Source organism: Teichococcus deserti (assembly GCF_001982615.1).
Taxonomy (GTDB): Bacteria; Pseudomonadota; Alphaproteobacteria; order Acetobacterales; family Acetobacteraceae; genus Pseudoroseomonas; species Pseudoroseomonas deserti.
The window spans coordinates 1-26,478 of record NZ_MLCO01000153.1; the positions used below are offsets into that span (position 1 = coordinate 1).

The 26,478-nt window shown below is 71.2% G+C and carries 23 protein-coding genes; 13 read left to right on the top strand and 10 right to left on the bottom strand.

The genetic code is table 11. From position 1 onward, the window contains the following. The coding region (locus tag BKE38_RS15670) for an HWE histidine kinase domain-containing protein (RefSeq protein WP_076958232.1) at positions 1 to 1,728 on the top strand (1,728 nt) is incomplete at its 5' end. On the opposite strand, the gene BKE38_RS15675 is transcribed toward BKE38_RS15670, so the two are convergent. Further along, positions 1,725 to 2,747, bottom strand: a complete 1,023-nt coding sequence (locus BKE38_RS15675) for an NAD(P)-dependent oxidoreductase (protein ID WP_242662373.1) — start codon at positions 2,745 to 2,747, stop codon at positions 1,725 to 1,727. The two genes, BKE38_RS15670 and BKE38_RS15675, sit on opposite strands and share 4 nt — an antisense overlap. 143 nt (positions 2,748 to 2,890) lie before the next feature. Between BKE38_RS15675 and BKE38_RS15680 the strand changes: the two genes are divergently transcribed. The 8 genes from BKE38_RS15680 to BKE38_RS15715 all read left to right on the top strand — a co-directional run bounded on the left by BKE38_RS15680 (position 2,891) and on the right by BKE38_RS15715 (position 11,061). Next, positions 2,891 to 3,682 (top strand): DeoR/GlpR family DNA-binding transcription regulator, encoded by a 792-nt coding sequence (locus BKE38_RS15680; RefSeq protein WP_076958233.1) that lies wholly within the window; start codon positions 2,891 to 2,893, stop codon positions 3,680 to 3,682. A gap of 43 nt (positions 3,683 to 3,725) precedes the next feature. Next, positions 3,726 to 4,571, top strand: coding sequence for an HAD family hydrolase (locus BKE38_RS15685; protein ID WP_076958234.1), 846 nt, complete (start codon positions 3,726 to 3,728; stop codon positions 4,569 to 4,571). Beyond that, positions 4,568 to 5,659, top strand: coding sequence for a phosphate/phosphite/phosphonate ABC transporter substrate-binding protein (gene phnD / locus BKE38_RS15690; RefSeq protein ID WP_076958235.1), 1,092 nt, complete (start codon positions 4,568 to 4,570; stop codon positions 5,657 to 5,659). Before BKE38_RS15685 ends, phnD begins: the two co-directional genes overlap by 4 nt. 24 nt (positions 5,660 to 5,683) lie before the next feature. Further along, positions 5,684 to 6,466 carry a phosphonate ABC transporter ATP-binding protein gene (phnC, locus tag BKE38_RS15695; RefSeq protein WP_420014331.1) on the top strand — a complete coding sequence of 261 codons (783 nt, stop codon included), beginning with the start codon at positions 5,684 to 5,686 and terminating at the stop codon, positions 6,464 to 6,466. Then, entirely contained in the window at positions 6,463 to 7,260 is a 798-nt protein-coding gene (gene phnE / locus BKE38_RS15700; protein WP_076958237.1) for a phosphonate ABC transporter, permease protein PhnE, read from the top strand. Before phnC ends, phnE (BKE38_RS15700) begins: the two co-directional genes overlap by 4 nt. Positions 7,261 to 7,265: 5 nt before the next feature. Continuing rightward, positions 7,266 to 8,087, top strand: coding sequence for a phosphonate ABC transporter, permease protein PhnE (gene phnE, locus BKE38_RS15705; RefSeq protein WP_242662374.1), 822 nt, complete (start codon positions 7,266 to 7,268; stop codon positions 8,085 to 8,087). Next, positions 8,087 to 9,580, top strand: coding sequence for a glycerol-3-phosphate dehydrogenase (glpD, locus tag BKE38_RS15710; protein ID WP_076958239.1), 1,494 nt, complete (start codon positions 8,087 to 8,089; stop codon positions 9,578 to 9,580). The genes phnE (BKE38_RS15705) and glpD overlap by 1 nt, the downstream gene beginning before the upstream one ends. A 128-nt stretch (positions 9,581 to 9,708) precedes the next feature. After that, complete coding sequence (locus BKE38_RS15715) at positions 9,709 to 11,061, top strand: hypothetical protein (RefSeq protein WP_076958240.1); 1,353 nt, start codon at positions 9,709 to 9,711, stop codon at positions 11,059 to 11,061. A 17-nt stretch (positions 11,062 to 11,078) separates the two neighbouring features. Here the strand turns inward: BKE38_RS15715 and BKE38_RS15720 are convergent, their stop codons facing one another. The 7 genes from BKE38_RS15720 to BKE38_RS15750 form a co-directional block, all read right to left on the bottom strand. Continuing rightward, a complete protein-coding gene (locus tag BKE38_RS15720) occupies positions 11,079 to 12,602 on the bottom strand; it encodes a UxaA family hydrolase (protein WP_076958241.1) in 1,524 nt (507 codons plus the stop codon). Between the two features lie 5 nt (positions 12,603 to 12,607). After that, positions 12,608 to 13,618: a zinc-binding alcohol dehydrogenase family protein gene (locus tag BKE38_RS15725; protein ID WP_076958242.1), complete on the bottom strand. Its 1,011-nt coding sequence runs from the start codon at positions 13,616 to 13,618 to the stop codon at positions 12,608 to 12,610. A gap of 71 nt (positions 13,619 to 13,689) precedes the next feature. Next, positions 13,690 to 14,475: a transporter substrate-binding domain-containing protein gene (locus tag BKE38_RS15730; protein WP_076958243.1), complete on the bottom strand. Its 786-nt coding sequence runs from the start codon at positions 14,473 to 14,475 to the stop codon at positions 13,690 to 13,692. A gap of 31 nt (positions 14,476 to 14,506) precedes the next feature. Then, a complete protein-coding gene (locus BKE38_RS15735; protein WP_076958244.1) occupies positions 14,507 to 15,235 on the bottom strand; it encodes an amino acid ABC transporter ATP-binding protein in 729 nt (242 codons plus the stop codon). Continuing rightward, on the bottom strand, positions 15,219 to 15,872 hold the full coding sequence (locus BKE38_RS15740; RefSeq protein WP_076958245.1) for an amino acid ABC transporter permease: 654 nt from the start codon (positions 15,870 to 15,872) through the stop codon (positions 15,219 to 15,221). The genes BKE38_RS15735 and BKE38_RS15740 overlap by 17 nt, the downstream gene beginning before the upstream one ends. Before the next feature lie 15 nt (positions 15,873 to 15,887). Then, positions 15,888 to 16,571: an amino acid ABC transporter permease gene (locus tag BKE38_RS15745; protein WP_076958246.1), complete on the bottom strand. Its 684-nt coding sequence runs from the start codon at positions 16,569 to 16,571 to the stop codon at positions 15,888 to 15,890. Further along, entirely contained in the window at positions 16,568 to 17,707 is a 1,140-nt protein-coding gene (locus BKE38_RS15750) for a mannitol dehydrogenase family protein (protein ID WP_076958247.1), read from the bottom strand. Before BKE38_RS15750 ends, BKE38_RS15745 begins: the two co-directional genes overlap by 4 nt. A gap of 248 nt (positions 17,708 to 17,955) precedes the next feature. Between BKE38_RS15750 and BKE38_RS15755 the strand changes: the two genes are divergently transcribed. Beyond that, on the top strand, positions 17,956 to 18,855 hold the full coding sequence (locus BKE38_RS15755) for a GntR family transcriptional regulator (protein ID WP_076958248.1): 900 nt from the start codon (positions 17,956 to 17,958) through the stop codon (positions 18,853 to 18,855). On the opposite strand, the gene BKE38_RS15760 is transcribed toward BKE38_RS15755, so the two are convergent. After that, a complete protein-coding gene (locus tag BKE38_RS15760; protein WP_076958249.1) occupies positions 18,856 to 19,323 on the bottom strand; it encodes an Lrp/AsnC family transcriptional regulator in 468 nt (155 codons plus the stop codon). Positions 19,324 to 19,411: 88 nt separating this feature from the next. On the opposite strand from BKE38_RS15760, the gene BKE38_RS15765 reads away from it, so the two are divergent. From BKE38_RS15765 to BKE38_RS15775, 3 genes are read left to right on the top strand one after another with little or no spacing between them, the layout of a single operon-like run. Continuing rightward, positions 19,412 to 20,449 (top strand): pyridoxal-phosphate dependent enzyme, encoded by a 1,038-nt coding sequence (locus BKE38_RS15765; RefSeq protein WP_076958250.1) that lies wholly within the window; start codon positions 19,412 to 19,414, stop codon positions 20,447 to 20,449. Further along, positions 20,446 to 21,612 carry an amidohydrolase gene (locus tag BKE38_RS15770; RefSeq protein WP_076958251.1) on the top strand — a complete coding sequence of 389 codons (1,167 nt, stop codon included), beginning with the start codon at positions 20,446 to 20,448 and terminating at the stop codon, positions 21,610 to 21,612. The genes BKE38_RS15765 and BKE38_RS15770 overlap by 4 nt, the downstream gene beginning before the upstream one ends. Further along, entirely contained in the window at positions 21,609 to 22,841 is a 1,233-nt protein-coding gene (locus BKE38_RS15775; RefSeq protein WP_076958252.1) for a Zn-dependent hydrolase, read from the top strand. The genes BKE38_RS15770 and BKE38_RS15775 overlap by 4 nt, the downstream gene beginning before the upstream one ends. On the opposite strand, the gene BKE38_RS15780 is transcribed toward BKE38_RS15775, so the two are convergent. Beyond that, positions 22,838 to 26,389 (bottom strand): ABC transporter ATP-binding protein, encoded by a 3,552-nt coding sequence (locus BKE38_RS15780; protein ID WP_076958253.1) that lies wholly within the window; start codon positions 26,387 to 26,389, stop codon positions 22,838 to 22,840. The two genes, BKE38_RS15775 and BKE38_RS15780, sit on opposite strands and share 4 nt — an antisense overlap. Positions 26,390 to 26,478: the final 89 nt, after the last annotated feature.

A 26,478-nucleotide genomic window follows, 5' to 3' on the forward strand; every position in this document is an offset into this window, starting at 1 on the left:
CGTCCCGGCGACGGCAGCCTCCTTCCGGCGGCGCTGGCGACCGGCATCGCCGCGGTCGAGCAGCGCGTGCTGCGCGACCATCAGCCCGCGGTCTCCGACCTGCTGCCGATGCCGGGCGAGTCGGGCCATGCCGTGCTGCTGGCCGTGCCGGTGCTGCGGCAGAACGAGCTGCGCGGCCTGCTCTGGCTGCTGCTGCGCCCGGAAGCCTTCCGCCAGACCCTGGCCGGCGTGCCGCTGCCGCGCGGCTGGGTCGGCAATCTTGTCGATGGCAGCGGCGGCCTCGTCGCCCGCAGCGCGCGGCATGACGACTTTCTCGGCCAGCCGACGCCCTCCGAGGCGCAGCGGCACAATCCCGGGCCCAGCGGCATCTGGATGACCGCGTCGCTGGACGGGCAGCAGGTGATGCTGGCCTATGTCATGCTGCAGGCCATCGGCTGGCGCGCCAGCGTGCTGGTGCCGGTGGCGGAGAGCGAAGGCGCGCTGCAGCACTCCCTCCTGTTGCTCGGCCTGGCGGCCGCCGGTCTCGTCGCCCTCGCCGCGGGGCTCGCGGTGCTCTTCGCCCGCGGCATCGCGCGGCCGGTGCGGGCGCTGGCGCAGGCCGCCCATGCGCTGGGCCGCGGCGAGCCCGTCGTCACCCCGCAGGCGCCGATCGAGGAGCTGCATGCCGTCGGCACCGCCATGGCCGCCGCCAGCATCACGCTGCGCGCCCGCGAGCGCGCGCTGGCCGAAAGCGAGGCCCGGCTGGCCCGCGCGCTGAAGGCGGCGCGCATCGCCACCTGGGAATGGGAAGCCGCGACCGACAGCCTGACCGGCTCGCGCGGGCGGGAGGCGCTGTATGGCCGCCCCGCCGGATCGCTGCGCGACCTGCCCGGCCTGCTGGCGGCGACGCATCCCGAGGATCGCGACCGCCTGGCCCAGGCGATGCATGGCGGGCTGGACCCGGCCGGCACCGGCGTCTTCGAGGTCGCCGCCCGCACCGTCTGGCCCGATGGCCGCATCCGCTGGCTGCAGTCCCAGGGCGCGGTGATGGAGCGCAGCCCGGGCGGCGAGCCGCTGCGCCTGTCCGGCGTCGTCATGGACGTGACCGACGCGCAGGCCGCGATGGAGCGCGAGAAGCTGCTGGTCGCCGAGGTCGACCACCGGGCCCGCAACGTGCTGACCGTGGTGCAGTCGCTGCTGAAGATGAGCCGCGCCGACGACCCGGCGCATTTCGCGGCCGCCGTCCAGGGCCGCGTCGCAGCGCTGGCCCGCGCCCACACGCTGCTGGCGCGCGAGCGCTGGGACGGCAGCGAGCTGTTCGCGCTGGCCCGCGAGACGCTCGGCGGCCATGTCGAGAGCGGCCATGTGCTGCTGCGCGGCCAGCCGGTCGACCTGGCGCCGCATGCGGTGCAGCCGCTGTCGATGGTGCTGCACGAGCTCGCCACCAACGCGGCGCAGCACGGCGCGCTGTCGCGCCCGTCGGGCCAGGTGGTGCTGTCCTGGCTGGTGCAGGGCGGCGTGCTCAGCCTGTCCTGGCACGAGCATCATGGCCCCGCCATCACCGCGCCGGCGCGGCGCGGCTTCGGGCTGCGCGTGGTGGAGAACACCATCGCCCGGCAGATGGGCGGCCAGGTCGAGCTGCAGTGGCAGCCGACCGGGCTGATCTGCCGGCTGCGCATCGCCGCCGGCCGCGTGCTGCGCGGCGAGGCCCCGGCCGAGGACGACCGCAACCTCGCCGGCTTCCGCTAGCGTCTGGCGGTCTGCGTCAGGCGGTGCGCCTGCTCGGCATTGACCGCGCCCTCGGGGATGCGGCCCTCGGCCAGCGCCGCGACCTGGTGCACCGTGTCCATCGCCTGGTGCTCGGTGGCCGCCCGGGTCAGGCCGCCGACATGCGGGGTGGCCACCACCAGCGGATGCCGCGCCAGGGCCAGCGCCGGCATCTGGTCCGGCGCGCGGCCGACATCCAGCGCCGCGCCCGCCAGCCGCCCGCTTTCCAGCGCGGCGAGCAGCGCCGCATCCTCCACCAGTTCCCCCCTGGCGAGGTTCAGGAAAAAACTGCCGGGGCGCATGCAGGCGAAGCGCTCGGCATTCATCAGCTCATAGGTCTCGGGAGTCGACGGCGCCAGGCAGACGACGAAGTCGGATTCGGCCAGCATCGGCTCCAGCCGCATGACGCTGACATCGGGCTGCGGCACCGGGTCATGCACCAGCACGTTCATCCCCACCGCCCGCGCGATGCCGGCCAGCCGGCGCGAGATCCGGCCATGGCTGATCAGCCCCAGCGTGCTGCCCGAGAGCTGCCGGCCGAGGAAGGGCCGCGGCTGCTGGCCGGCATGGAAGACCGTCGCATAGCGCGAGGTGCCGCGCGCCAGGTCGATCATCATGCCCAGCGCCAGCTCGGCCACCGCATCGACGAAGCCGGGCGTCGCCCGCGTCACCAGCACGCCGGCGGCCGAGGCCGCCGCGACATCGATGGTGGAGATGTCGACGGCGACCCGCAGGAAGGCGCGCAGCTCGGGCGCGGCGGCGAAGGTCTCGGCGGTGCCGGGGGTCGCGCGGCCGGCGACGATGGCCTGGCAGCCGGCGGCGGCGGCGGCGAGCTCGGCGCCAGACAGCACGCGGCCCGTGGTGTTGCGCACCACCTCGGCATGGCGCGACAGGGCCGCGAGCGCGCGCTCGCCGTAATAGCCGTCGAACTCGGCCTCGGTATGGGTGAGGAAGACGCGCATCGCGCGTCGCGGTCCTTCGGCGGCGGGCTTCTGCGGCATGCTTCCTCCTGCGTCGCCCTTGGCCGGGCTTGTTGCGCCGCCGAGCTTATCCAAGCCGGCCGCCGCCGGGAAGCTGTGGTGAATTTGTAAAGTTCCACATCCGCGGCTGGGAAGCTGTGGAAGAATGTGGCAGGTTCCAACCCATGGCCCCTCGCAACACCCATGCCCTCGGCAAGCCCGCCCGCCATGCCGCGATCCTGGACGCACTGTCGACCGACCCGCTGGTGCGCATCAGCACGCTGGCGGAGCAGTTCGCGGTCTCCACCGAGACGGTGCGGCGCGACATCGAGGATCTGTCGGCCCGCGGCATGGTGCGGCGGACCTATGGCGGCGCCTCCGCCTCGCATCCTGCGGTGCAGCCGGGCCTGAGCGAGCGCGAGCGGGTGCTGGTGGCCGAGCGCGCCCGCATCGGCCGCGCCGCCGCCGCCCTGGTCGAGGACGGCGCCGTGGTCATGCTCGATGCCGGCAGCACCACGACGCATTTCGCGCGCGCCCTGGCTGCCCGCGGCGTGCGCGCAACGCTGCTGACCAACAGCCTGGACGCCGCGCTGGCCGCCGGCGCGAGCGAGGCCCTGCGCGTGCTGGTGGCCCCGGGGGAGCTCAGCCTGGTGGAGCGCGGCCTCTATGGCGCCGAGACGCATGCCTTCCTGCGCCGCTTCAACGTCGATCTCGCGGTGATCGGCGCCTCCGGCCTGTCGGAGGAAGGCCCGAGCGAGGCGGAAAGCCGCGCCGCCTGGGTCAAGCGCGCCATGCTGGAGCGCGGCGACCGGCGGGTGCTGCTGGTCGATTCCTCGAAGTTCGGCCGCGTCTTCCTGGAGCGCGTCTGCCCCGCTGCCGAGATCACCGACCTGGTCACCGAGGCCGATCCGCCGGTGCCACTGGCCGCGGCCCTGGGCCAGCGCGGGCTGCGGCTGACCATTGCCACAGAACTGTAAAAAACATGTTTGACCTGCCACATCGGATAGTGGCAAGTACAACATGTATATGACACAAGAATCCGCCTGGCCGCGGCCCCTCGCCGCCGCCCCCCAGTCAGAGCTCGCGGGGCTTCGCTGGGTGCTGACCGATATCGACGACACGCTGACCAGCGACGGCAGGCTGCCCGCCGCCGCCTATGCCGCGCTGGAGGCGCTGGACGCCGCCGGCATCGCCGTGGTGCCGGTGACCGGCCGGCCGGCCGGCTGGTGCGACGCCATCGCCCGCCACTGGCCGGTGGCCGGCGTGGTCGGCGAGAATGGCGCGCTCTGGTATGCGCTCGATCGCGGCGCGCGACGAATGCTGCGCTGGCAGGCCCAGCCCGAGGCGGAGCGCCGGCTGCGCCGCGCCAGGCTGGAAGCCCTGGCCCAGGCGGCGATGGCCGCGGCGCCGGGCTCGGCCATCGCCGCCGACCAGCCCTTCCGCCTCTTCGACATGGCGATCGACTTCTGCGAGGATGCCGGCCCGCTCGGGCTTGAGGCGGCGGAGGACATCGCCCGTGTCTTCCGCGCCGGCGGGGCGGAGGCCAAGGTCTCCTCGATCCACGTCAATGCCTGGATCGGCAGCTGGGACAAGCGCGCCGGGATCGAGGCGCTCTTCGCCGCGCGCTTCGGCAACTTTGCCGATCTGGCCTCGCGCGTCGCCTTCGTCGGCGACAGCCTGAACGACGCGCCGCTGTTCGCCGCCGTGCCCTGCTCGGTGGGGGTCGCCAATGTCGCTCCCTTTCTCGCCGGCATGACCACGCCGCCGGCCTATGTCACCCGCGCCGAAGGCGGCGCGGGCTTCGCCGAATTCGCCGACGCGCTGCTCAAGGCGCGCGGCGCCGTCCCGGAGGAAACCGCCGCATGAAGACCATCCTGCTCGCCAGCTCGGCCCTGGCGCTGTCGCTCGGCCTCTCGGCCCTCGCCGCGCCTGCTGCCGCCCAGCAGGCCTGCGCCTTCCGCGGCGCCCTCGACGAGGCCTATTGCGACGCCAACCGCGACATGGTGGCCGATGCGCCGACCGATCCGTCGAAGCTGCGCGACCCCTCGACCATCGTCTTCACCTACACGCCCGTCGAGGATCCGGCGCTCTATGCCAGCCAGTTCCGCCCCTTCCTCGACTATCTCGGCAAGTGCACCGGCAAGCGCGCGGTCTACTTCCAGGTGACCTCGAACGCGGCGCAGGTCGAGGCGATGCGCTCCGGCCGGCTGCATGTCGCGGGCTTCTCCACCGGCCCGACCGCCTTCGCGGTCAACCTGGCCGGCGCCATCCCCTTCGCGGTGAAGGGCGACGCCTCGGGCTATGAGAGCTACAAGGTCGTCATGCTGGTGCGGGCCGACAGCCCCTATCAGACGCTGGCCGATCTGCGCGGCAAGCGCGTCGCGCACACCTCCGCCACCTCGAATTCCGGCAATCTGGCGCCGCGTGCCTTCTTCCCCGGCCTCGGCCTGAAGCCCGACCAGGACTACCAGGTGCTCTATTCCGGCGGCCATGACCGCAGCGTGATGGGCGTCAATGCCGGCGACTACGACGCGGCGCCGGTGGCCTCCGACGTCTGGACCCGCATGGTCGCCCGCGGCCAGGTGAAGCGCGAGAATTTCCGCGTCATCTGGGAGAGCGAGCCCTTCCCGACCAGCGGCTTCGCGCTCGCCCATGACCTGCGGCCGGAGCTGGCGGAGAAGATCCGCCAGTGCTTCCTCGACTATCGCTTCCCCGAGCAGATGGCGCGCGACCTGGGCGGCAACGACCGCTTCTGGCCGGCGACCTATGCCGAGCAATGGGCCCCGGTGCGCGCCGTCGCCGATGCGGTGAACGCCCCCTACAACCGCGCTGCCTTCGACGCCGAGAGCCGCCGCGAGCTGGAGGCCGAGGCCCGCAAGCGCGCCCAGAGCCAGCCCGCGGCGCCGACCCATGTGGCGCCGACCGGTGCCGCCCCCGCCACCCCCAAGCCGTAAGTCCGAGAAAAGATGTCTGCGACCATGACCGCGACGGCACCGGCTGCCGGCCTGGCGAGCGCCCTGGAGATCCGGGGCCTCGTGAAAGAATACGTGGCCGGCAAGCCGGTGCTGCGGGGCGTCGACCTGGCGGTGCCGGCCGAAGGGATCACCGCCATCATCGGCCCTTCCGGCACCGGCAAGTCGACCCTGATCCGCTGCATCAACCGCCTGGTCGAGCCGACGCGCGGCTCGATCAAGCTGCATGGCGAGGAGCTGACCGGGCTCAGCGGACGCGGGCTGCGGCTGGCCCGCCGGCGCATCGGCATGGTCTTCCAGGAATACAATCTGGTCGAGCGGCTGTCGGTCATGGAGAACGTCCTCAGCGGCCGGCTCGGCTATGTGCCGCTGTGGCGCGCCTGGCTGCGCAAGTATCCGCAGGCCGATATCGACCGCGCCTTCATGCTGCTGGACGCGGTCGGCCTGCCGGAGCATGCGACGCGCCGCGCCGATGCGCTCTCGGGCGGCCAGCGCCAGCGCGTCGGCATCGCCCGCGCGCTGATGCAGCGGCCGGACATCCTGCTGGCCGACGAGCCGACCTCCTCGCTCGATCCGCGCACCGCGGTCGAGGTGCTGGAGCTGCTGACCCGGCTGACGGCGGCGGAAGGCGTGCCCGTCATCATCAACATCCACAACGTGGATCTGGCCAAGCGCTATGCCCGGCGCATCGTCGGCATGTCGGGCGGCAGCGTCATCTTCGACGGCCCGCCGGAGGAGCTCGAGACGCACCATCTGCGCGCCATCTATGGCGGCGAGGACTGGATGTGAGCGCGACCCTCACCCCTCCGGCCGGCCGGCGCGTCGCCTTCGCGCCGAACTGGCCGATGCGCATCGCGCTGCTGCTGCTGGCCGCCTACACCATCTGGGCCTGCACCCGGCTGGGCCTGACCTGGGACCGTGTCCTGCACGGGCTCGGCGAGGGCGGCAAGCTGCTGGCCCGCATGGTGCCGCCGAATTTCGAGCGCTGGTCGCTGCTGCTGGAAGGCCTGCTGGAGAGCTTGCAGATCGCCGTGCTGGCCTCGGCCATCGGCATTCTTCTTTCCTTGCCGCTGGGGCTGCTGGCGGCGCGCAACCTGTCGCCCTGGTTCATCGCCGGGCCGGTGCGCGCGGTGATCGCCGTCTGCCGCTCGCTGCACTACGTCATCGTCGCCATCCTCTTCGTCAAGGCGATCGGCTTCGGCGCGCTGGCCGGCACCGCCGCGCTGGTGGTGGCCTCGATCGGCTTCATCGCCAAGCTCTTCGCCGAGGCCATCGAGGAAATCTCGATGAAGCAGGTGGAGGCGATCCGCGCCACGGGGGCGAGCGCCATGAAGGTGATCGCCTATGCGGTGCTGCCGCAGGTGGCGTCGCGCTTCATCGGCTTCTGCCTCTACCAGCTGGACAGCAACCTGCGGAACTCGACGCTGGTCGGCATCGTCGGCGCCGGCGGCATCGGCGGCACGCTCTTCGCGGCCTTCAAGCGCTTCGACTACGACTTCGTCGCCGCCATCCTGCTCGCCATCATCGCCCTCATCTTCCTGGCCGAGATCATCTCCGGCCGTGTCCGGGCCGCCCTGCGATGAACGCCATGCCTGCTGCCCAACCCGATCCCATGGCGCCGCTGCGGCGCGAATGGACCCGGCTGACCCCGGCCCAGCGCATCAGCCGCTGGCTGGTCTGGCTGGTCTGCGCCGCCGCCGTGCTCTGGGCGGTCCGCTCGATCGACATCATCCCGGAGTTCCTCGAGGACGCGCCGGAGCAGATGGCCGACCTGCTGGTCCGCATGTGGCCGCCCGACATCGCGCATTACTATCCGGCGGTGCATGAGGCGCTGATCGAGACGCTGCACATTGCGACGCTGGGCACCGTCTTCTGCTTCACCCTCGCCGTGCCGCTGGCGCTGCTGGCGGCGCGCAACATCTGCACCATCCGGCCGCTGAACACCCTGGCGCAGCTTGGGCTGGTGGCGTCGCGCTCGGTCAACTCGCTGGTCTGGGCGCTGCTCTTCGTGGCCATCTTCGGTCCCGGCGCCGCGGCCGGCGTCTTCGCCATCGCCTTCCGCTCAGTCGGCTTCGTCGGCAAGCTGCTGTCGGAAGCGCTGGAGGAGACCAGCCACGGCCCGCGCGAGGCGCTGCGCGCCTCGGGCGCCAGCTGGGGCGCCGAGATGCTGAAGGGCGTCTGGCCGCAGGTGCAGCCGGCCTTCTGGGGCATCGCCCTGTTCCGCTGGGACATCAATGTCCGCGAGAGCGCCGTGCTCGGCCTGGTCGGCGCCGGCGGCATCGGCCTGGTGCTGGACGACGCCATCAACTTCTTCCAGTGGGAACGGGTGGCCACCGTGCTGCTCGCCATCCTGGCGGTGGTGCTGCTGGCCGAGCTGGTGGTGACCCGCATCCGCGCGAGGCTGATCTGATGCGCGACGCCTTCGACCTGCTGGTGGTGGGCGGCGGCATCAACGGCGCCGGCATCGCCCGCGACGCCGCCGGCCGCAGCCTGACGGTGGCGCTGGTGGAGCGTGGCGACCTGGGCGGCGCCACCTCCTCCGCCTCCTCCAAGCTGATCCATGGCGGCCTGCGCTATCTCGAGCACCACGAGTTCCGCCTGGTGCGCGAGGCGCTGGCGGAGCGCGAGGTGCTGCTGCGCCTGGCGCCGCATATCGCCTGGCCGATGCGCTTCGTGCTGCCGCATGCGCCGGAGATGCGGCCGCGCTGGATGCTGCGCGCCGGCCTGTTCCTCTACGACCACCTGGCCAAGCGGGTCACCCTGCCGGCCAGCCAGTCGCTCGACCTGCGGACGCATCCCTGGGGGGCGCCGCTGAACGGCCAGGCACGGCACGGCTTCGCCTATTCCGACGCCTGGGTCGAGGATTCCCGCATGGTGGTCCTCAACGCCCGCGACGCCGCCGCCCGCGGCGCGCAGGTCATGGTGCGGACGGAATTCGTCGGCGCCACCCGCGACGCCGAGGGCTGGACGGCGACGCTGCGCGAGGCGTCCGGCGTGGAGCGGCAGGTCCGCGCACGCGCCATCGCCAATGCCGCCGGCCCCTGGGTGATGCAGGCGCTGGGCGCGACCGGCATCCCCGCCCCCGACCGCGTCCGGCTGGTGCGCGGCAGCCACATCGTGGTCCCGGCACTGCATGACGGCGACCAGGCCTATATCCTGCAGAACGACGACCGCCGCGTGGTCTTCGTCATCCCCTATGAGGGCCGCTTCTCGCTGATCGGCACGACGGATGTGCCGCACGACCCCGCCTCCGGCCCGCCGCGCTGCACGGAGGAGGAGCAGGACTACCTCTGCCGTGCCGTGTCGCGGCAGTTCCGCAAGCCGGTCACCCCGGCCGACATCGTCTGGACCTATTCCGGCGTGCGGCCGCTGCATGACGACGGGGCCGAGAACCCCTCCGCCGTCACCCGCGACTATGTGCTGAAGCTGGATCGCGACGGCGCGCCGCTGCTCTCGATCTTCGGCGGCAAGATCACCACCTTCCGCCGCCTGGCCGAGGATGCGACGACCCAGCTCTGCCAGGCGCTCGGCAGCCCCCGCCCGGCCTGGACCAGCGGCCCGGCCCTGCCCGGCGGCGATTTCGGCGGACGCGACGCGGCGGCCCTGCTGTCGGATCTCGCCTCCCGCTACCCCTTCCTGCCCGGCGACCAGCTGCGCCGCCTGTTCCGCTGCTACGGCAGCGACCTGCCGGCGGTGCTCGGCACCGCGCGCAGCGCCGAGGAACTGGGCCGCGACCTGGGCGGCGGCATCACCGAGCGCGAGCTCGACTGGATGGTGGCGCAGGAATGGGTCCGCTCGGCCGAGGATGCGATCTGGCGCCGCACCAAGCGCGGGCTGCACATGACGCCGCAGCAGCGGGACGACTTCGCCAGCAGCTTCGAGGCGCTGCGGGTCGCCGCCTGAAAGACAAGAAGAAATGGCACCGGGGGGACGTATCCCCCCGGACCCCCTTCTATTTCTTTGCAGAAGGCCGCCAGGTTGCATCGCTGCGCGCTGGGCCATAGGGTCGGGCAAAGCGCAGGACACAGCCTATGGCCGATCACGATGCCGCGGCGCAGGCCGCCGCCCTGGCCGAGGAATTCGCCCCCGATCTGGGCGCCATCCTCTTCACCATCTATCCCGATGCCGACAGCCTCGACACGCTGCGGCCCGGCCAGACCGACCCCGACAGCGTCAATGCCGCCAACCGCGCCGCCGCCGCCGTGCTGGCCCGCGAGGGCGTCCAGGTCTTCGCCCAGCGCGCCGACCGCGGCGCCTTCCGCCGCTACATGGACGGGCGCGAGGACAGCCAGGCGAACCGCCTGGCCTGGCGCGACCGCGACCGCCTGCTGCAGGGCGACGCCGCGCTGCAGGCGCTGGGCCTCGATCCCAAGCAGGCCCGCCCCCGCCCCAGCGCCGCCAAGATCACCGGCAGCCCGGCCGACCGGCTGGTGCGCGCTTTCGGCGACGGCGGCGGACCGGAATTCGACGACCTGGCCGAGGAGCTGCTGGCCGCCGGCCGCGACGGCGTGCTGGATGTGGCCCGCCGCAAGGTCGCCGAGCGCTTCGGCGACGAGGCGGCGGAGGACTTCGCCGCCAGCCTGCTGACCCTGGCCGAGGGCGCCGAGCTCGGCCCCTCCGGCTGGGCCTCCCTGGTCGCCCTGCCGGTCGCCCTGCAGCCCGGGCCCCTGCCCGACGCCGCCGCCATCGGCGCCAGCATGATCGCCGCCGGCCTGCTGGAGGAGGCGCTGGACATCCGCTTCCTGCCGGAATGGCGCGCGCCCGAGCGGCTGGCCGCGCTGTCGCCGGTCGCGCTGCGCCGCGTGCTGCTCGACATGCTGGAAGGCCGCGCGCCGAAGGACATGCCGCCCGCCGCCTCGCTGCAGGGCCAGGATTTCGCCCTGCTGCTCGGCCTGCAGATCGACTGGGAGATCCCGGTCTGGGAGGAGGTCGCGCTGAACGGCTTGCCCGAGGCGCCGGACGAGCCGCCCGAAGGCGAGGAGCCCGAGCTGACGCCGGAGCAGCATGCCCGCATGCAGCTTTTCGACCGGTGGCGCGCCGGCGTCTTCGAGAGCAGCGGCGGCTGCGTGCCGCTGGGCCTGGTCGCGGCCTCGGAGACCGGCGCCGAGATCGCCGACTTCCTGGCCGAGGCCGGCAGCCGCAGCGAAGGCATCGAGGAGATCCGCAACTTCGTCGCCGTCGCCCGCGACGAGGCGCGCGGGGAGAAGGTCGTCTGCGTGCCGCAGGTGGAGGGCGAGGCGCTGCGCCTGGCGCTCTACACCGAGAGCGGCAGCTTCCTCGACGAGCTGCGCCTCGAGGCCGACCAGCTGCCGGTCGCCGCCGCCGAAATGCCGCCGCTGCTGGCCGCCTTCGTCACGCTGGTCGAGGCGCCGCCGGGGGGCTGAACCCCCCGGCGCAGGCCTCACATCACCGCGCCGATCTGCCAGGGCACGAATTCGTTGCGCCCGTAGCCGAGCAGCTCCGACTTGCTGCGCTGCCCTGACGCGACCGCCAGGATATGCGCAAAAATCTGGCGGCCCTTCTCCTCGATCGAGACGCCGTCGAGGATGTCCCCACAATCGATGTCCATGTCCTCCTCCATCCGGCGATAGAGGTCGGAATTGGTCGCCAGCTTGATCGAGGGCGTCGGCTTGCAGCCATAGGCCGAGCCGCGGCCGGTGGTGAAGCACAGCACATTGGCGCCGCCGGCGACCTGCCCGGTGGCGGCCACCGGGTCATAGCCCGGCGTGTCCATATAGACGAAACCGGCGCGGTCGATCCGCTCGGCATAGCGATAGACGCCGCGAAGCGTCGAGGTGCCGCCCTTGGCCGCGGCGCCCAGCGACTTCTCCAGGATGGTGGTCAGCCCGCCCGCCTTGTTGCCCGGCGAGGGGTTGTTGTTGAGCTCGCCCCCCGCCCGCGCGGCGTAGTCCTTCCACCACTCGATCAGGTCGACGATCTTCTGGCCGACCTCGCGGCTTTCGGCGCGCCGCGTCAGCAGATGCTCGGCGCCGAAGATCTCCGGCGTCTCCGAGAGGATCGCGGTGCCGCCATGCCGCACCAGCAGGTCGACGGCGGCGCCCAGCGCCGGATTGGCGGTCAGCCCCGAATAGCCATCCGAGCCGCCGCATTGCAGCGCCAGGTTCAACGCCGAGGCCGGCACCGTCTGCCGCACCGAGCGGTTGGCCAGCGGCAGCATTTCCTTGATCTTGGCGACGCCCGCCTCGATGGACTTCCGCGTGCCGCCGCTTTCCTGGATCACCAGGCTCTGGAAATGCGTCCCGTCCTCGATGCCATAAGCGGCCTTCAGGCGCGGAATCTGAAAAACCTCGCAGCCCAGGCCGATCATCAGGATGGCGGAGAAATTCGGATGGCTGGCATAGCCCCATTGGGTGCGCGCCAGAAGGTCGAATTCCTCGCCCTTCGACGACATGCCGCAGCCGGTGCCATGGGTGAAGGGCACCACGCCGTCGATGTTCGGATAATCGGCGAGGATGCCGGAGCGGGCGATCTCCTCGGCAATGAAGTCCACGACGGTGGCCGAGCAGTTCACCGAGCTCAGGATACCGACATAGTTGCGCGTCCCGACCCGGCCACCGGGGCGCAGGAAGCCCTGGAAGGTTGCGGGTGCCTCGCCGGGGCGCAGGCCTTCATCCGGCTTGGCCTCGGTCGCGAAGGCATAGTCGCGCTCGAAATCCTGGATGGCGACGTTGTGCTCATGCACCCAGTCGCCCGCCGCGATCGGCTTGGCGGCGAAGCCGATGATCTGCCCAAACTTGCGGATCGGCGCGCCTTCGGCGATCGCCTCCACCGCCAGCTTGTGCCCCTTCGGCACGCGGCCGCTGACAGAAACCCCGCCGGCGGCCTGCATGCCTTCGGCCAGCGCGTCGATGGCGATGACGACATTGTCCGCCGCATGCAGGCGGAGGGTGCGGGGTTCCGTCATGCGCGTCAGACTTCCAGGATCGCCTTGATGACGCCGGCCTCGGGCCGCAGCCAGTCCTGGAACAGCCTGGGCGCATCGTCCAGCGAGCCGCGATGCGTGTTCAGCGCGCGCGTCGGCACCTTGCCAGCCTGCATCTGCTTCACGACCTCGGCGAAATCGTCCGGCTGCGCGTTGCGGCTGGCGAACAGCGTCGTCTCGCGCTTGTGGAACTCGGGGTCGCTGAACGTGATGTCTTCCCGCACGACACTGACCAGCACGTAGCGGCCGCCATGGGCGACAAAGCCGAAGCCGCGCTGCATGGCGCCGCGATTGCCGGTGGCATCGATCACCACGTCGTAGAAGTCGCCATCGGTCAGGCGGGCGGCCTTCTTCTCGGCATCGGCGTCAGCCAGCAGCAGCGCATCGGCCGAGAGCTGCTCGCGGGTGAAGGCCAGCCGATCCTCGCGCATGTCCATCACCGTGACATGGGCGCCGCGCGCCTTGGCGAAGATGATGGCCGACATGCCGATCGGGCCGGAGCCCACCACCAGCACGCGGTCCTGCGCCGTGATCCCGCCGCGCTTCACGCCATGCGCGCCGATCGCCAGGAACTCGATCATCGCCGCATCGTCGAGCGAGGTCTCGCCGACGGGAATGACATTCTGCGCCGGGACCGAGAGGTACTCCGCCATGCCGCCGTCGCAGTGGACGCCGAGCACGCGGATGTTCTGGCAGGCATTGGTCACGCCCTTGCGGCAGCCGACGCATTGTCCGCAGGACAGGTAGGGGACGATGTAGACGTTCTGCCCGGCCTTCAGGCCGCTTCCGGCCGGCGCGCTCTCGACCGTGCCGGACAGCTCATGGCCCATGACCCGCGGATATTCGAGGAAGGGGTGCTTGCCCTGGAAGATGTGGAAATCCGTGCCGCAGATGCCGACGCGGCGGATGCGCACCAGCACCTCGCCAGCGGCCGGCTTCGGCTCGGCGCGGCTGATGATCGACAGCTTGCCGGGCTCGTCGCAGATCAAGGCCTTCATCGGAATCTCTTTCCAGGGTCAGCGGAAACATGGAAGGCGCCCGGCACAGGATGCCGGGCGCCGCGTCGAAGTCAGGCCAGCATCTCGGCCGGCAGGTCGACGCCGTGGAACTTCTTGTAGATGGCGTTCAGCTTGCCGTTCTTCAGATTGGCGCTGATCCAGCTGTTCAGCTCGGCCTGCAGGGCGGTCTCGCCCTTGCGGATGCCGATCGCGTAGTTGTTGGTCTTCAGCGTGATCTTCACCTCGAAGGGCGACTGCGGATGGCGCTGGTTGGCCGTCTGCATCACCTGCGGCGAGGTGGCCATGATGTCCACCTGGCCGGAGACCAGCGCGGTGATCAGCGTCGCGTCGTCGTCGAAGCGGATGATCTGGGCGCCGGTGTTGCGGTCGGTGAACTCCTTGTCGTTGGAGCTGCCGCGGGTGGTGCCGACGCGCTTGCCGGCGAGGCTGGCGAGATCCTTGATCTCCACGCCCTTCTTGCCGGCGACGACGATCTGGATGACGCCGTAGGGGGCAGAGAAGTCGATGACGCGCTCGCGCTCCGGCGTCACGCTGAAGGAGGCGATGACCATGTCGGCCTTGCCGGTCAGCAGGAAGGGCACGCGGTTCGGGCCGGTGACCTGCACCAGCTCCATCGGCATGCCCCAGTCGGCGGCCAGCAGGCGGCCGGTCTCGACGTCGGAGCCGCTGGGCTGCATCTGCGCGTCGGACTGGCCGAAGGGCGGGTTGCCGAGGTCGATGGCGACCAGCAGCTTCTTGCGGGCGCGCAGCGTCTCGAGCGCATTGGCGAAGGCCGGGCGGGCCAGCGGCGCGAGGGCCAGGCCGGCACCGGCGGCGAGCAGGGTACGACGGTTCATTCTTGGTTCCTCCAGCAGAGAGTTGGCGCGGTCAGAGGCCGCTGCCGACGAAATCGCGCAGCTCCGGCGTGGTCGGGGCGTCGAGCATGCTGCCCGGCCCGGTCTCCCACACCTTGCCCTTGTTCATGTAGACGACCTGGCTCGCCACCTTGCGGGCGAAGGCCATCTCATGCGTGACCAGGATCATGGTCATGCCGCCGCGGGCGAGGTCTTCCATGACCTTCAGCACCTCGCCGGTCAGCTGCGGGTCGAGCGCCGAGGTCACCTCGTCGAACAGCATGACCTTGGGCTGCATGGCCAGCGAGCGGGCGATGGCCACGCGCTGCTGCTGCCCGCCCGAGAGCTGCTCGGGATAATGGTCCGCCTTCTCCGACAGGCCGACGCGGGCAAGGCAGTCGCGGGCGATGTCGCGCGCCGCCTTCTTGCCCAGCGCCTTCACGCAGGTCGGCGCCAGCATGATGTTCTGCTCGGCCGTCAGATGCGGGAAGAGGTTGTAGCTCTGGAAGACGATGCCGACATCGAGCCGCAGCTTGCGCTTGTCGAGCTTCTCGTCATGCACGGCATGGCCGCAGACCTCGATGCTGCCCTGCTGGATGGTCTCCAGCGCGTTGATGCAGCGCAGCGCGGTCGACTTGCCGGAACCCGACTGGCCGATCACCGCAACGACCTCGCCGCGCGCCACCTCGAAGGAGACGCCGTCCAGGACCTTCAGCGGACCGAAGCTCTTATGGACATTGGAGAGCTTAACGACGACCGACATTGAGCCTCCTTTCCAGCCCGCGGCTCCAGGCCGACAGCGGGAAGCAGATGATGAAGTAGAAGACAGCCACGGTGACGAAGACCATGAAGGGCTGGAAGATCGAGTTGTTGATCAGCTTGCCGGCCTGGGCGAGCTCGACGAAGCCGACCACCGAGGCGAGCGAGGTGTTCTTGACGATCTGCACCAGGAAGCCGACGGTCGGCGCGGTCGCGATGCGCAGCGCCTGCGGCAGGATGACGCGGGTCATCCGCTGCCAGCGCGTCATGGCGAGGCATTCCGCCGCCTCCCACTGCGTCTTCGGCACGCTCTCGATGCAGCCGCGCCAGATCTCGCCGAGGAAGCCCGAGGAATAGATGGTCAGGCCGATGCCGGCGGCGATGATGGCGGGCAGCTGGTCGAAGCCGATGATGGCCAAGCCGAAATAGATCAGGAACAGCAGGATCAGCAGCGGCGTGCCCTGCACCACCTGCACGTAGGTGATGGCGATGCCGCGCACCAGGCGGCTGGGCGAGACGCGCATCAGCGCGATGACGAAGCCCAGCATGCCGCCGCCGATGAAGGCGACCGCCGACAGGCCGATCGTCCAGAAGGCGGCGATGGCGAGGAATTCGAGATGGACGAGGCCGAAGCTCGGCATGGTGGCGGCCCTCCCTTACAGCGCCGTGCCGAGCTTGCGGCGGCGGGTGAAGACCAGCATGCCGAAGCCCCAGAAGGCCCAGCGCACCACGAAGGACAGCGCCAGATAGAGCAGGCCCACGACGATATAGGTCTCGAAGGCGCGGAAGGTGTCGGACTGGATGCGGTTGGCCACCGCGGTCAGCTCCTCCGCCGAGATCTGCGAGGTGATCGAGGAGGCCAGCATCAGCAGAACGTACTGGCTGACCAGCGCCGGATAGACGCGCTCGATCGCCGGGCGCAGCACCACGTGCCAATAGGTCTGGCGCCGGTTCAGCCCGAGGCACTCGGCGGCCTCGACCTGCGCCTTGTGCACGCTCTCGATGCCGGCGCGCATGATCTCGCAGGTATAGGCGACGACATTGACCACCAACGCGATGACGGCGGCCAGGTTGGCGTCGACCATGAGGCCGAGGCTGGCGATGCCGAAATAGACCAGGAAGACCTGGACCAGCAGCGGCGTGTTGCGGATCACCTCGACATAGGCGCCGACGACGCGCTGCAGCCAGGGCGGCCCGTCGGCCCGGGCGATGGCGCAGAGCGCGCCGCCGACGAAGCCCAGCACGGTGGAGATGGCGGAAAGCTGCAGCGTCAGCCACAGCCCTTCCGCGAATTGCTGCCAGTAGGGCAGCAGCGATGAGAAATCGAACTGATAGGTCATGCCTGCTCCCGCGCAGCATGGCGCGCGACCAGGCCGCGCAGCACCGGCATCGGCAGCGCGGCATCGCGCTCCGCCGCCCAGTCGATGAAGGCGGCGATGCGCCGCTCCACCTTCAGCGCGTGGTTCTGCGCGATGTCGGCGACCCGATGCTCGAGGAAGGGGTTCCGGAAGCGGTCCAGCGTGGTGGCGACATAGGCGCGCGCGCCGTCTTCCATGCCATGGGCTGCGAAGCCGGGCAGCACCTCTTCGGCATAGAGCGCGTCGAGCCGCGCCGCGATCGCCGGGTCCGCCAGCATGTCCTTGACGGTGGTGCCGGCCGCGAGGCCGTCACGCTGGAAGATCTCCGCCAGAACGGTATGGCCGAGATTCAGGATATGCAGCTTCAGCCGCTCGAAGGGCTCGAGGGAATCCGCGAGCTCCAGGCTGGGATGTTCGAAGGGCAGCACAAGGCCAGGCCGGCGCTCGACCGCCCAGAGCGCATAGGGCTCGGCCACCGCGCCCACCGGCTCCAGCGGGGCAGAGACGATGCGGTCGACCAGCGTGTCGGCCCAGATCACCGTCTCCTGCAGCCACGCGACAAAGCCGGCCTCGGCGCCGGCCTGCTGCGCCAGCTCGGCGACCAGTCCCTGCAGCACGGCGCCGTTGCGGTTCAGCAGCTCGCAGGGAAGCACGGTGATCGGTGCGGCGCCGTGGCGCCAGCGATGGTGCAGCAGCGCGGTCAGCTTGCCGGGGAAGCTGGCCGGAACATCATCCTGCAATAGCGCCCGGCCGCGGTCCGCCGCGGCGACGGCATAGCCGGCATCCCCGGTGTTGGAGATGACATAGCCTGCATCGGCGACAAAAAGCCGGCGCAATTCGTCCCAGTCCGCGGCGGCGGAGAGGCCGCGCGCCACGCTGGTGACCTGGACCTGGCGGTCGACGGCGACGCCGTCCTGCATGCCACGGATGATGACCGGGTAGCCTTCGGGCCGGCCGAAGGCGGCGACGCGCCCGGCGCGACCGGCGGCACCAGAGGTCTGCACCACGACGATCGGGCCGGCTGCCTGCCCCTGCTCCCGCGCCTCATGCAGGAACAGCGCGGCATGGGCCTGCAGGAAGCGGCTGGTGCCGAACTGGATGATCAGGCGCGCGCTCATGCTGCGCCGCACAAGAAGCGCGAGGCAGCGAGCAGGCGCAGGCCGGTCACCCGGCCGTCGGGGGAAATGGCGGACACATCCTCTCCAGGCTTATTGGTTCCTGTTGATTGAACTTAAAAAACCGATCGCCCCGGTCCTGTCAACCGGTATTCCATGCGTAAAGAACTACCATACCAGCGCCTTCGCCGCGCCGTCTGGACGGCAGCGGCGGTGCCATGTTTCATGCCGGCTCCAAGATCGAGCGACGAATGAAGGCCAATACCGTCTACAAGCGGGCGCATAACCGCTGTCTGGCGCTGCTGCGGCAGCGGGAGCTGGGGAAACCCCTGGGATCGGAAGCGGAGCTGGCGCAGAGCCTGGCGGTCAGCCGCACCACGGTGCGCGCCGTGCTGGCGGCGCTGCAGTCATCTGGCATCCTGGCGCCGGATGGCGCGAAACGCTGTCTGCTGCGGCACCCGACCGCAGAGGAATTCTTCCCGGAACCGCAGACCGAGGCCGTTGCCGACCTGGTGGAACGCAAATTCCTGAACTGGGTGCTGGTGGGGGATTGCCGGCCGGGGCAGTCGATCAACGCCTCGGAGCTGGCGCGGCAATTCGGCACCTCGACCACCGCGATCCGCGAGTATCTCACGCATTTCCGCCATTACGGCCTGCTGGAGCGGCGGCCGAACAGCCGCTGGATCTTCAAGGGCATCACCCGCGACTTCGCTGCCGAGATCTATGAGATCCGCGAGATCTTCGAGCTGCGTTCGGCCCGGCGCTTCGCTGAGCTGCCGCCGGAGGCGCTGCCCTGGACGGAGCTCGCCGAGATCGAGCGCCAGCACCATGCGCTGCTCGGCGAGATCGAGGCCCGCTACAGCGATTTCTCCCAGCTGGACGAGCGGCTGCACCGGCTGATCCACGGCGCCTCCTGCAACCGCTTCATCCAGGATTTCTACCAGCTCATCGCCATGATCTTCCACTACCACTACCAGTGGAACAAGGCGGATGAGAAGGAACGCAACACCGTCGCCATCCACGAGCATCTCGCCTATATCGCGGCGCTGCGCTCGCGCGACTGGCGGGCCATCGACAGCACCTGCCGCGCGCATCTGCGCACGGCGCGCGCGACACTGCTGCGCTCGATCGAGGTCGGGCCGCTCGGCTGATCAGCGGCGATGCGCGGGGCCGACCACCTCGCGCATCGCGACAATGGTGCGGAAGCCGCGCACATTCGGGTCGTCCAGGAAGACCTCGCGGGTGAAGGCCTCATAGGCCTCCATGCTGGCCAGGTTCAGCAGCAGCACGAAATCCGCCTCGCCGGTGACGTACCAGGCCTGGCGCACCTCCTCCCGCCCGCGCAGCTTGCGGGTGAAGGCGTCGAGCAGCGCCGAGCCCTCCCGCTCGAGCGAGACCAGCACATGCAGGGTCAGCGGCCGGCCCAGCACCGCCGGATGCACCACGGCGACATCGGCCAGGATCACCCCCGCCTGGCGCAGGCGCCGCAGCCGGCGCAGCACGGCGCTGTCCGACAGCCCGACGCGTTCGGCCAGCAGCCGCGCCGGCGCCTGGTTGTCACGCTGCACCTCTGTCAGGAGAGCCTGGTCGAAGCTGTCCAGCTCGACGCCTGTTTTCACCGATCGTCCGCCCTTACACGCCGAAAACAGGCGCGATATAGCCTGAATTCGGCGATATCTTTCAAGGGCGTTGCGGCAGTCTGGTAGCATGGCACCGAACGACATCCTCCCCTCCCCACAGGACATCGCCCGCCTGCTCGGCCGGCTTGATCCGGCCTATGCTCCGACGCCGCTGCACAGCCTGCCGGCGCTCGCTCGGAAGCTCGGCATCGCCGCGCTCTGGGTGAAGGACGAGGGCGCACGCAGCCTGGGCAGCTTCAAGTCGCTCGGCGGCACCTATGCCGGGCTGCGGGCGCTGGCGCGCCACGCCGGCGTCACGCCGGAAGCGCTGCTGGAGGCGGCCACGCGGCCACAGGTGCTGCCGGCGCTGCTCTGCGCCAGTGACGGCAACCATGGCCTGGCGGTGGCCGCGGCGGCGCGGGCCGCTGGCGCGCCCTGCACCGTCTTCCTGCATTCCAGCGTGCCCCAGGCGCGCGCCGCGCGGATCACCGCGATGGGCGCGGCGATCACCTGGGTCCAGGGCACCTATGACGACGCCGTCGATGCCGCCGTGCTGGCCGCCGAGAAGGGTGACGGGCTGCTGGTGGCGGACACCGCGCTGGGCGCGCAGGATCCGGTCGTCGGCGACGTCATGGCCGGCTACGGCGTCATCGCCGCCGAGATTCGTGCGCAGGCAACAGCGCCGTTGCCGACGCATCTCTATGTCCAGGCCGGCGTCGGCGGCCTAGCGGCGGCGATGATCGCCGGGCTGGACGGCTTCCTGGCGGCGCCCGCGGCCATGGCGGTGGTGGAACCGGCCGAGGCCGCCTCGGTCGGCGCCGCGCTCGCCGCCGGCAGGGTGCTGCGCCTGCCGGGCGCGCTGCATTCGGTGGCCGAGATGCTGTCCTGCGGCGAGGCCAGCGGGCCGGCGCTCGCGTTGCTGCAGCCCCGCGCGCCGCGCGCCATCGCCGTGCCCGAGGACCGTCTGGTCGAGGCGCCGCGCCTGCTCGGGGAATCTGGCGGTCCGGCCAGTACGCCCTCCGGCGCGACGGGATTCTCCGGATTGCTGCAGGACATCGCCGACGGCCGTCATCCCGGTCCTGACGCGCGCGTCCTTCTGGTGATCAGCGAAAGGGCCCTGTCGTGAACGACGCGGCATTCTGGCAGAAGCTGGTGGAGTGGCGGCGGGATTTCCACCGCCATCCCGAATTCGGCTTTGAGGAAGGCCGTACTGCGCGGCTGGTCGCGGAACGGCTGCGCGGCTTCGGCCTCGAGGTGGCCGAAGGCGTCGGCGGCACTGGCGTGGTCGGCACGCTGCGCCGGGGCGATGGCGGGCGCAGCATCGCGCTGCGCGCCGACATGGATGCGCTGCGCATCGCCGAGCAGGGCGAGTCCGCATGGCGCTCGACGACACCGGGGATGATGCATGGCTGCGGCCATGACGGGCATGTCACCATGCTGCTCGGCGCCGCCGAGAAACTGGCCACGGAAGGGGGCTTCGCCGGCACCGTGAATGTCCTGTTCCAGCCCGCCGAGGAATGGGGCCGCGGCGCGCAGGCGATGATCGATGCCGGGCTGCTGGACCGTTTTCCGTTCGATGAGGTCTATGGGCTGCACAACATGCCCGGCATGGCGGTCGGACACTTCACGACGCGCGCGGGTCCGGTCATGGCGGCCGAGGACATCTTCGACATCCGGCTGACCGGGAAAGGCGGCCACGCCTCGCAGCCGCAGGCAGGGCGGGAGGTGATGCTGGCCGCCTGCGCGCTCGTGGTCGCGCTGCAGGCCATCGTCAGCCGCCGGCTGCCGCCCGGGGCCGCGGCGGTGGTCTCGGTGACTGAGCTGACCACCGACGGCACCCGCAACGTGCTGCCCGGCCAGGCCCGCATCCAGGGCGACGCCCGCAGCTTTCTGCCGGGCATCAGCGCGACGATCGAGGAAGACATGCGGCGCATTGCGGAGGGGGTCGCCCTCGCGCATGGCTGCACCGCCGAGGTCACCTACACGCGCGAATTTATCCCCACCCTCAACCATCCCGGCGCGACCGCCGCGGCCCTCGCCGCCGCGCGCGCCGCGCTGGGCGACAGCCACGTCGACGACATGGCCGAGCCGATCACCGCCTCCGAAGACTTCGCCCGCTTCCTGGCGCTGCGGCCGGGCTGCTTCGCCTTCCTCGGAAATGGCGCCGGTTCCGCCCCGCTGCACAACCCGCGCTACGATTTCTGCGACGATGCCATCCCGCATGGTGTCGGCTTCTTCACCGCCATCGCCCGGCAGCGCCTGGCGCCGGGTGCGGAGCCGCTCGCATGACCCTGCCCGCGATCGATGCCGCGACCCTGATGGCGCGGCTGCAGCGGCTCGGCGAGGTCGGCCGGGGCGCCGACGGCCGCCTGATACGCCTGGCCGGCAGCGAGGCCGATGGCGCCGGGCGCGACCTGGTCGCCGGCTGGATGCGCATGGCGGGGATGGAGGTCACCGTCGACGCGGTCGGCAATCTGGTCGGCCTCTGGCGGGGCGGGGCGCCGGCGGGCGCGGCGCCGGTGATGCTCGGCTCGCATATCGACACGGTGATCGACTCCGGCATCTATGATGGCTGCTATGGCGTGCTGGCCGGGCTCGCGGTGATCGAGGCGCTGCAGGCGGCCGGCACGCGCCTCTCGCGCCCCGTGGCGCTGGCCGCCTTCACCAACGAGGAAGGCGTGCGCTTCGCGCCCGACATGCTGGGCTCGCTGGTCTATGCCGGCGGCATGGCGGCCGAGGCGGCGCTGGCCATCCACGGCACCGACGGCGTGACGCTGCGGGAAGCTCTGACCGCCATCGGCTATGCCGGCGACGCCACGCCCGGCTTCCTGCGCCCGCATGCCTATCTCGAACTGCATATCGAGCAGGGCCCGGTGCTGGAGCATGAGGGCATCGCCATCGGCGCCGTCGACCGGCTGCAAGGCATCTCCTGGCAGTCCTTCGTGCTGACCGGCGAGGCCAACCATGCCGGCACCACGCCGATGGCGATGCGGCGCGATGCCGGGCTGGTCGCGGCCCAGGCCATCGCCTTCCTGCGCGGGAGGATCGCGCCGCGCGGCGGCAGCACCCTGGCGACGGTGGGCACGCTGACGCTGGATCCCGGCGCCATCAACGTCATCCCTGGCATGGTCCGCTTCACGCTCGACCTGCGCGATCCGGACGAGGCGCGGCTCGCCGAGGCGGAACGAGGCTTTGCCGCGGAACTGCAAAGGCTCTCCGAAGCCGAGGGCGTCAGCGTCGAAAGCACCCGCCTCGCCCGCTTCGAGCCCGTCATCTTCGATGCCGGCATCGTCGCCCAGGTCGAGGCGGCGGCGGCACGGCGCAGCCTGTCCTGTCGCCGCATCACCTCCGGCGCCGGGCATGACGCGCAGATGATGGCGCGGATCTGCCCGGCGGCGATGATCTTCGTCCCCAGCCGCGGTGGGATCAGCCACAATCCGCGCGAATTCACCGAATTCCGCCAACTGGCAGACGGCGCCGCGGTGCTGCTGGACAGCGCCATGGCTCTGGCGCGCTAGGCGGCACCCTCCATCTGCCAGGCGACCAGGCGGGCATAGGCGCCGCCTTGCGCCAGCAGCGCGTCATGCGGGCCGGCCTCGACAAGTTGGCCGGCCTGCATGACCAGGATGGTGTCGGCCTCGCGGATGGTGGACAGGCGATGCGCGATCACCAGCACCGTGCGGCTTTTCATCAGCCCCTTCAGGGCGGCGCGCACCTCGGCCTCGCTGATGGCATCGAGATGCGAGGTCGCCTCGTCCAGCACCAGCACCGGCGCGTCCTTCAGGAAGGCGCGGGCGATGGCGATGCGCTGCCGCTGCCCGCCGGACAGTTGCAGCCCGCGCTCGCCGACCGGCGTCGCCAGCCCCTGCGGCAGGCCAGCGACGAAGTCGCGCAGCGAGGCCTGCTCGATGGCGCGCGCCAGTTCCTCGGCGCTCGCCTCGGGCCGTGCCATCCGGATGTTCTCTTCCAGCGTGTCATTGAACAGGAAGGTGTCCTGGGCGACGAGGGCGACATGGTGGCGCAGCCCGTCGAGGGTCAGCTCGCGCAGGTCCATGCCGTCCAGCGTGATGCGCCCGGCCTCGGGGTCGAAGAAGCGGAGCAGCAGCGCCGCCACGGTGGACTTGCCGGCGCCCGAGGGCCCGACCAGCGCCGCGGTGCGCCCGGCCGGCAACATCAAGTCCAGTCCCGACAAAGCCGGATTGCTGCGGCCGTCATAGCGGAACGAGACGTCCTCGAAGCGGATCTCGGACCCGCCCTGCGGCGTCACCGGCGTCAGCCGCCCCGGGCGGATGCGCGGCTGCTCGCGCTCCACCAGCCGCAGCCGGCGGGTGGAGGCGATGGTGTCGGCCAGCTGCCGCCCGACCTGGGCGATTTCTGAGACCGGCAGGAAGGCGGCGATGGCCAGCAGGATCAGCATCGGCAGCAGCCCGGCCGCCAGCTGCCCCTGCGCCACCAGCAGCGCGCCGCCGGCGGCGACCGCCAGCCCGCCGAGGCCGGTCGCCACCTCCAGCCCGGCCGCGGCGCGCGCCTGGTCGTGCTGCAGCGCCAGCCGCCGCGCCTGATAGGTGGCGACACGGTCGAGGAAGGCAGCGCGCCGCAGCGGCACCGCCTGGAAGGCCAGCAGGTCGCCCAGGCCCTGGATGGTCTCGGTGACATGGGCGCCGAGCTCGCCCAGCGCGCCGCGCGCCTGGCTGCCCAGCGCGTCGATCCGCGCCCGCCCGCGCAGCGGCGACAGTCCGGCGAACAGCAGGAAGGGGAACAGGGCCAGGGCCAGCGGCCAGGCGAAGTAGCCCAGCACCAGCAACACCGTCACCGGCACCAGCAGCGCCACCACCGCCGGTGCCACGGTATGCGCGTAGAAATATTCGACCGTCTCGACATCGGTGGTGGCCAGCGCCACCAGGTCACCGGCGCGGCGGCGCAGCAGATAGGCCGGGCCCAGCGCGTCGAGCCGGGCGAAGAGGTCGATGCGCATCTCGGCCAGCAGGCGATAGGCCATGTCATGCGCCAGCCAGGATTCGAGCCAGTGCAGCAGCCCGGCCAGCGGCGCCAGCACCAGCAGGGCCACCGCCAGCGCGCCGATTGGCTCGCCGCGCCCCAGCGCCGCGGTCAGCAGCGCGCCCGCGACACCGACGCCGATGAAGGCTGCGACACGGCCGATGCCCAGCAGCACGGTCAGCGCCAGCTTGCCACGCCAGGGCAGGATGTAGCGGACCAGGCTGGAAAAGGTCTCGCGCCCGCCGATGGCGGCGGCCTCGGCATTGAGGTCGATCGGCGCGGCGGCGGTCTCGGCTTCGGCGATGGCGGCGGCGTCGAGCCGGTCGGGGGGCGCGCCGGCGCCGCGCTCGGCGGCCTGGGCGCCCATCAGGCGGAAATAGGTGCCGCCGGCCTGCATCAGCGCGGCATGGCTGCCGGATTCGACCACCCTGCCCTGGTCGAGAACAAGAATGCGGTCGGCGCCGATGACGCTGGACAGGCGATGCGCCAGGACCAGCGTGGTGCGCCCCTGCATCAGCCGGTCCAGCGCCTGCTGGATCAGCGCCTCGTTCTCGGCGTCCACGGCCGAGAGCGCCTCGTCCAGGATCAGGATCGGCGCGTCGCGCAGCAAGGCGCGGGCGATGGCGACGCGCTGGCGCTGCCCCCCCGAAAGCCGCGCGCCACGCTCGCCGATCAGCGCGTCATAGCCGCCGGGCAGGCCCAGGATGAAGTCATGCGCATTGGCGGCGCGGCAGGCGGCTTCGAGCTCTGCCTGGCCGGCCCCTGGCCGGCCGAGCCGCAGGTTCTCGGCGACCGTGCCGTGGAACAGCGTGGCGTCCTGGGCGACGATGGCGATCGACGCCGCGATTGAAGCAGGGTCCACCTCCGACAGCAGCTGGCCGCCGATGCGGATGGTGCCGGCCTGCGGGTCGTGCTGGCGCAGCAGCAGCCGCAGGATCGAGGATTTGCCCGCGCCGCTGGGCCCGACGATGCCGACGCGCTCGCCCGGGCGGATGGCGAAGGAAAGCCTGTCATGCGCCGGCGAGCGGCCGCCGGGATAGGCGAAGCGCACAGCGTCGAACTCGATCCCCGGCGCGGCGCCGCGCAATTCCAACGGCGCGCCGCCGGGGCCGATGGCGGGCTCGGCCTGCAGCAGCTCGTGCAGCCCGGCCGCGGCCGATTGCCCGACCATGCCCTGGTGCAGCACGCTGCGCAGGTCGCGCAGCGGCCGGAAGATTTCCGTCCCCGCCATCAGCACGACCAGCAGCGCTTCCAGGCTCATCTGCCCGGCCTCGACACGGTGGGCGCCCAGGATCAGCGCCAGCGCCGCGCCCAGCGCCATGCCGGTGTCCGTGATGCCCCTGGTCGAGACCGAGACGGCCAGCACGCGGAAGGTGGTCTGGAACAGCGCGCGGGCGCGGCGGGCCAGGCGCTCGCCATGGCTGGCGCTCTGGCCGAAGGCCTGCAGCGTCGGCAGGCCCTGCACCGCGTCGAGGAACTCGGCGCCGAAGGCCTTGAATTCCTTCTGGCGGGCCAGCGCGGCGCGGCGGTCGGAGCGATGCACCAGCGCCGGCAGCACCAGCGTCAGCAGCGCCGCGACCAGCAGCACGAAGGCGACGGGCACGTCCCACCACGCCATGAACAGGAAGATCGCCAAGGGCGCGCAGGCGGCGATGGCCAGCTGCGGCAGGTACTGGCCGAAGAAGGTCTGCAGCTGCTCGACGCCATCGACCATGGCCAGCATGACGCCGCCGGTGCGCTGCCCGGCGAACCAGGCCGGGCCCAGCGCCGCGATGCGGTCGAACAGCGCCGCCCGCAACTTCGTTTGCACGGCGGCGGCGGTGCGATGCGCCAGCCCCGCCCGCGCCTGCTCCAGCAGCCCGCGCAGCAGCACGGCGGCGGCGGCGCCCGCCAGCGGCCAGGCGGCCTCGGCCAGCCCGCCGCCGGCGAAGACGCGGGCCAGCGCCACGCCCAGGCAGGCGAAGCGGGCGATGCCGGCGGCCAGCGCCGCCAGGCCCAGCAGCACGCCCGCCAGCATGCCGAGGCGCAGGCCCTGGGTCAGCCGCCAGAGGCGCAGGTCGAAATACATGGAAGCCGTCTCCGGGCGATCGAGCCGCGATGCTGCGACCGGTCCGCGGCCACAGCAAATGCAAGCTTTTCATCGGCTGTTGAGCTAGA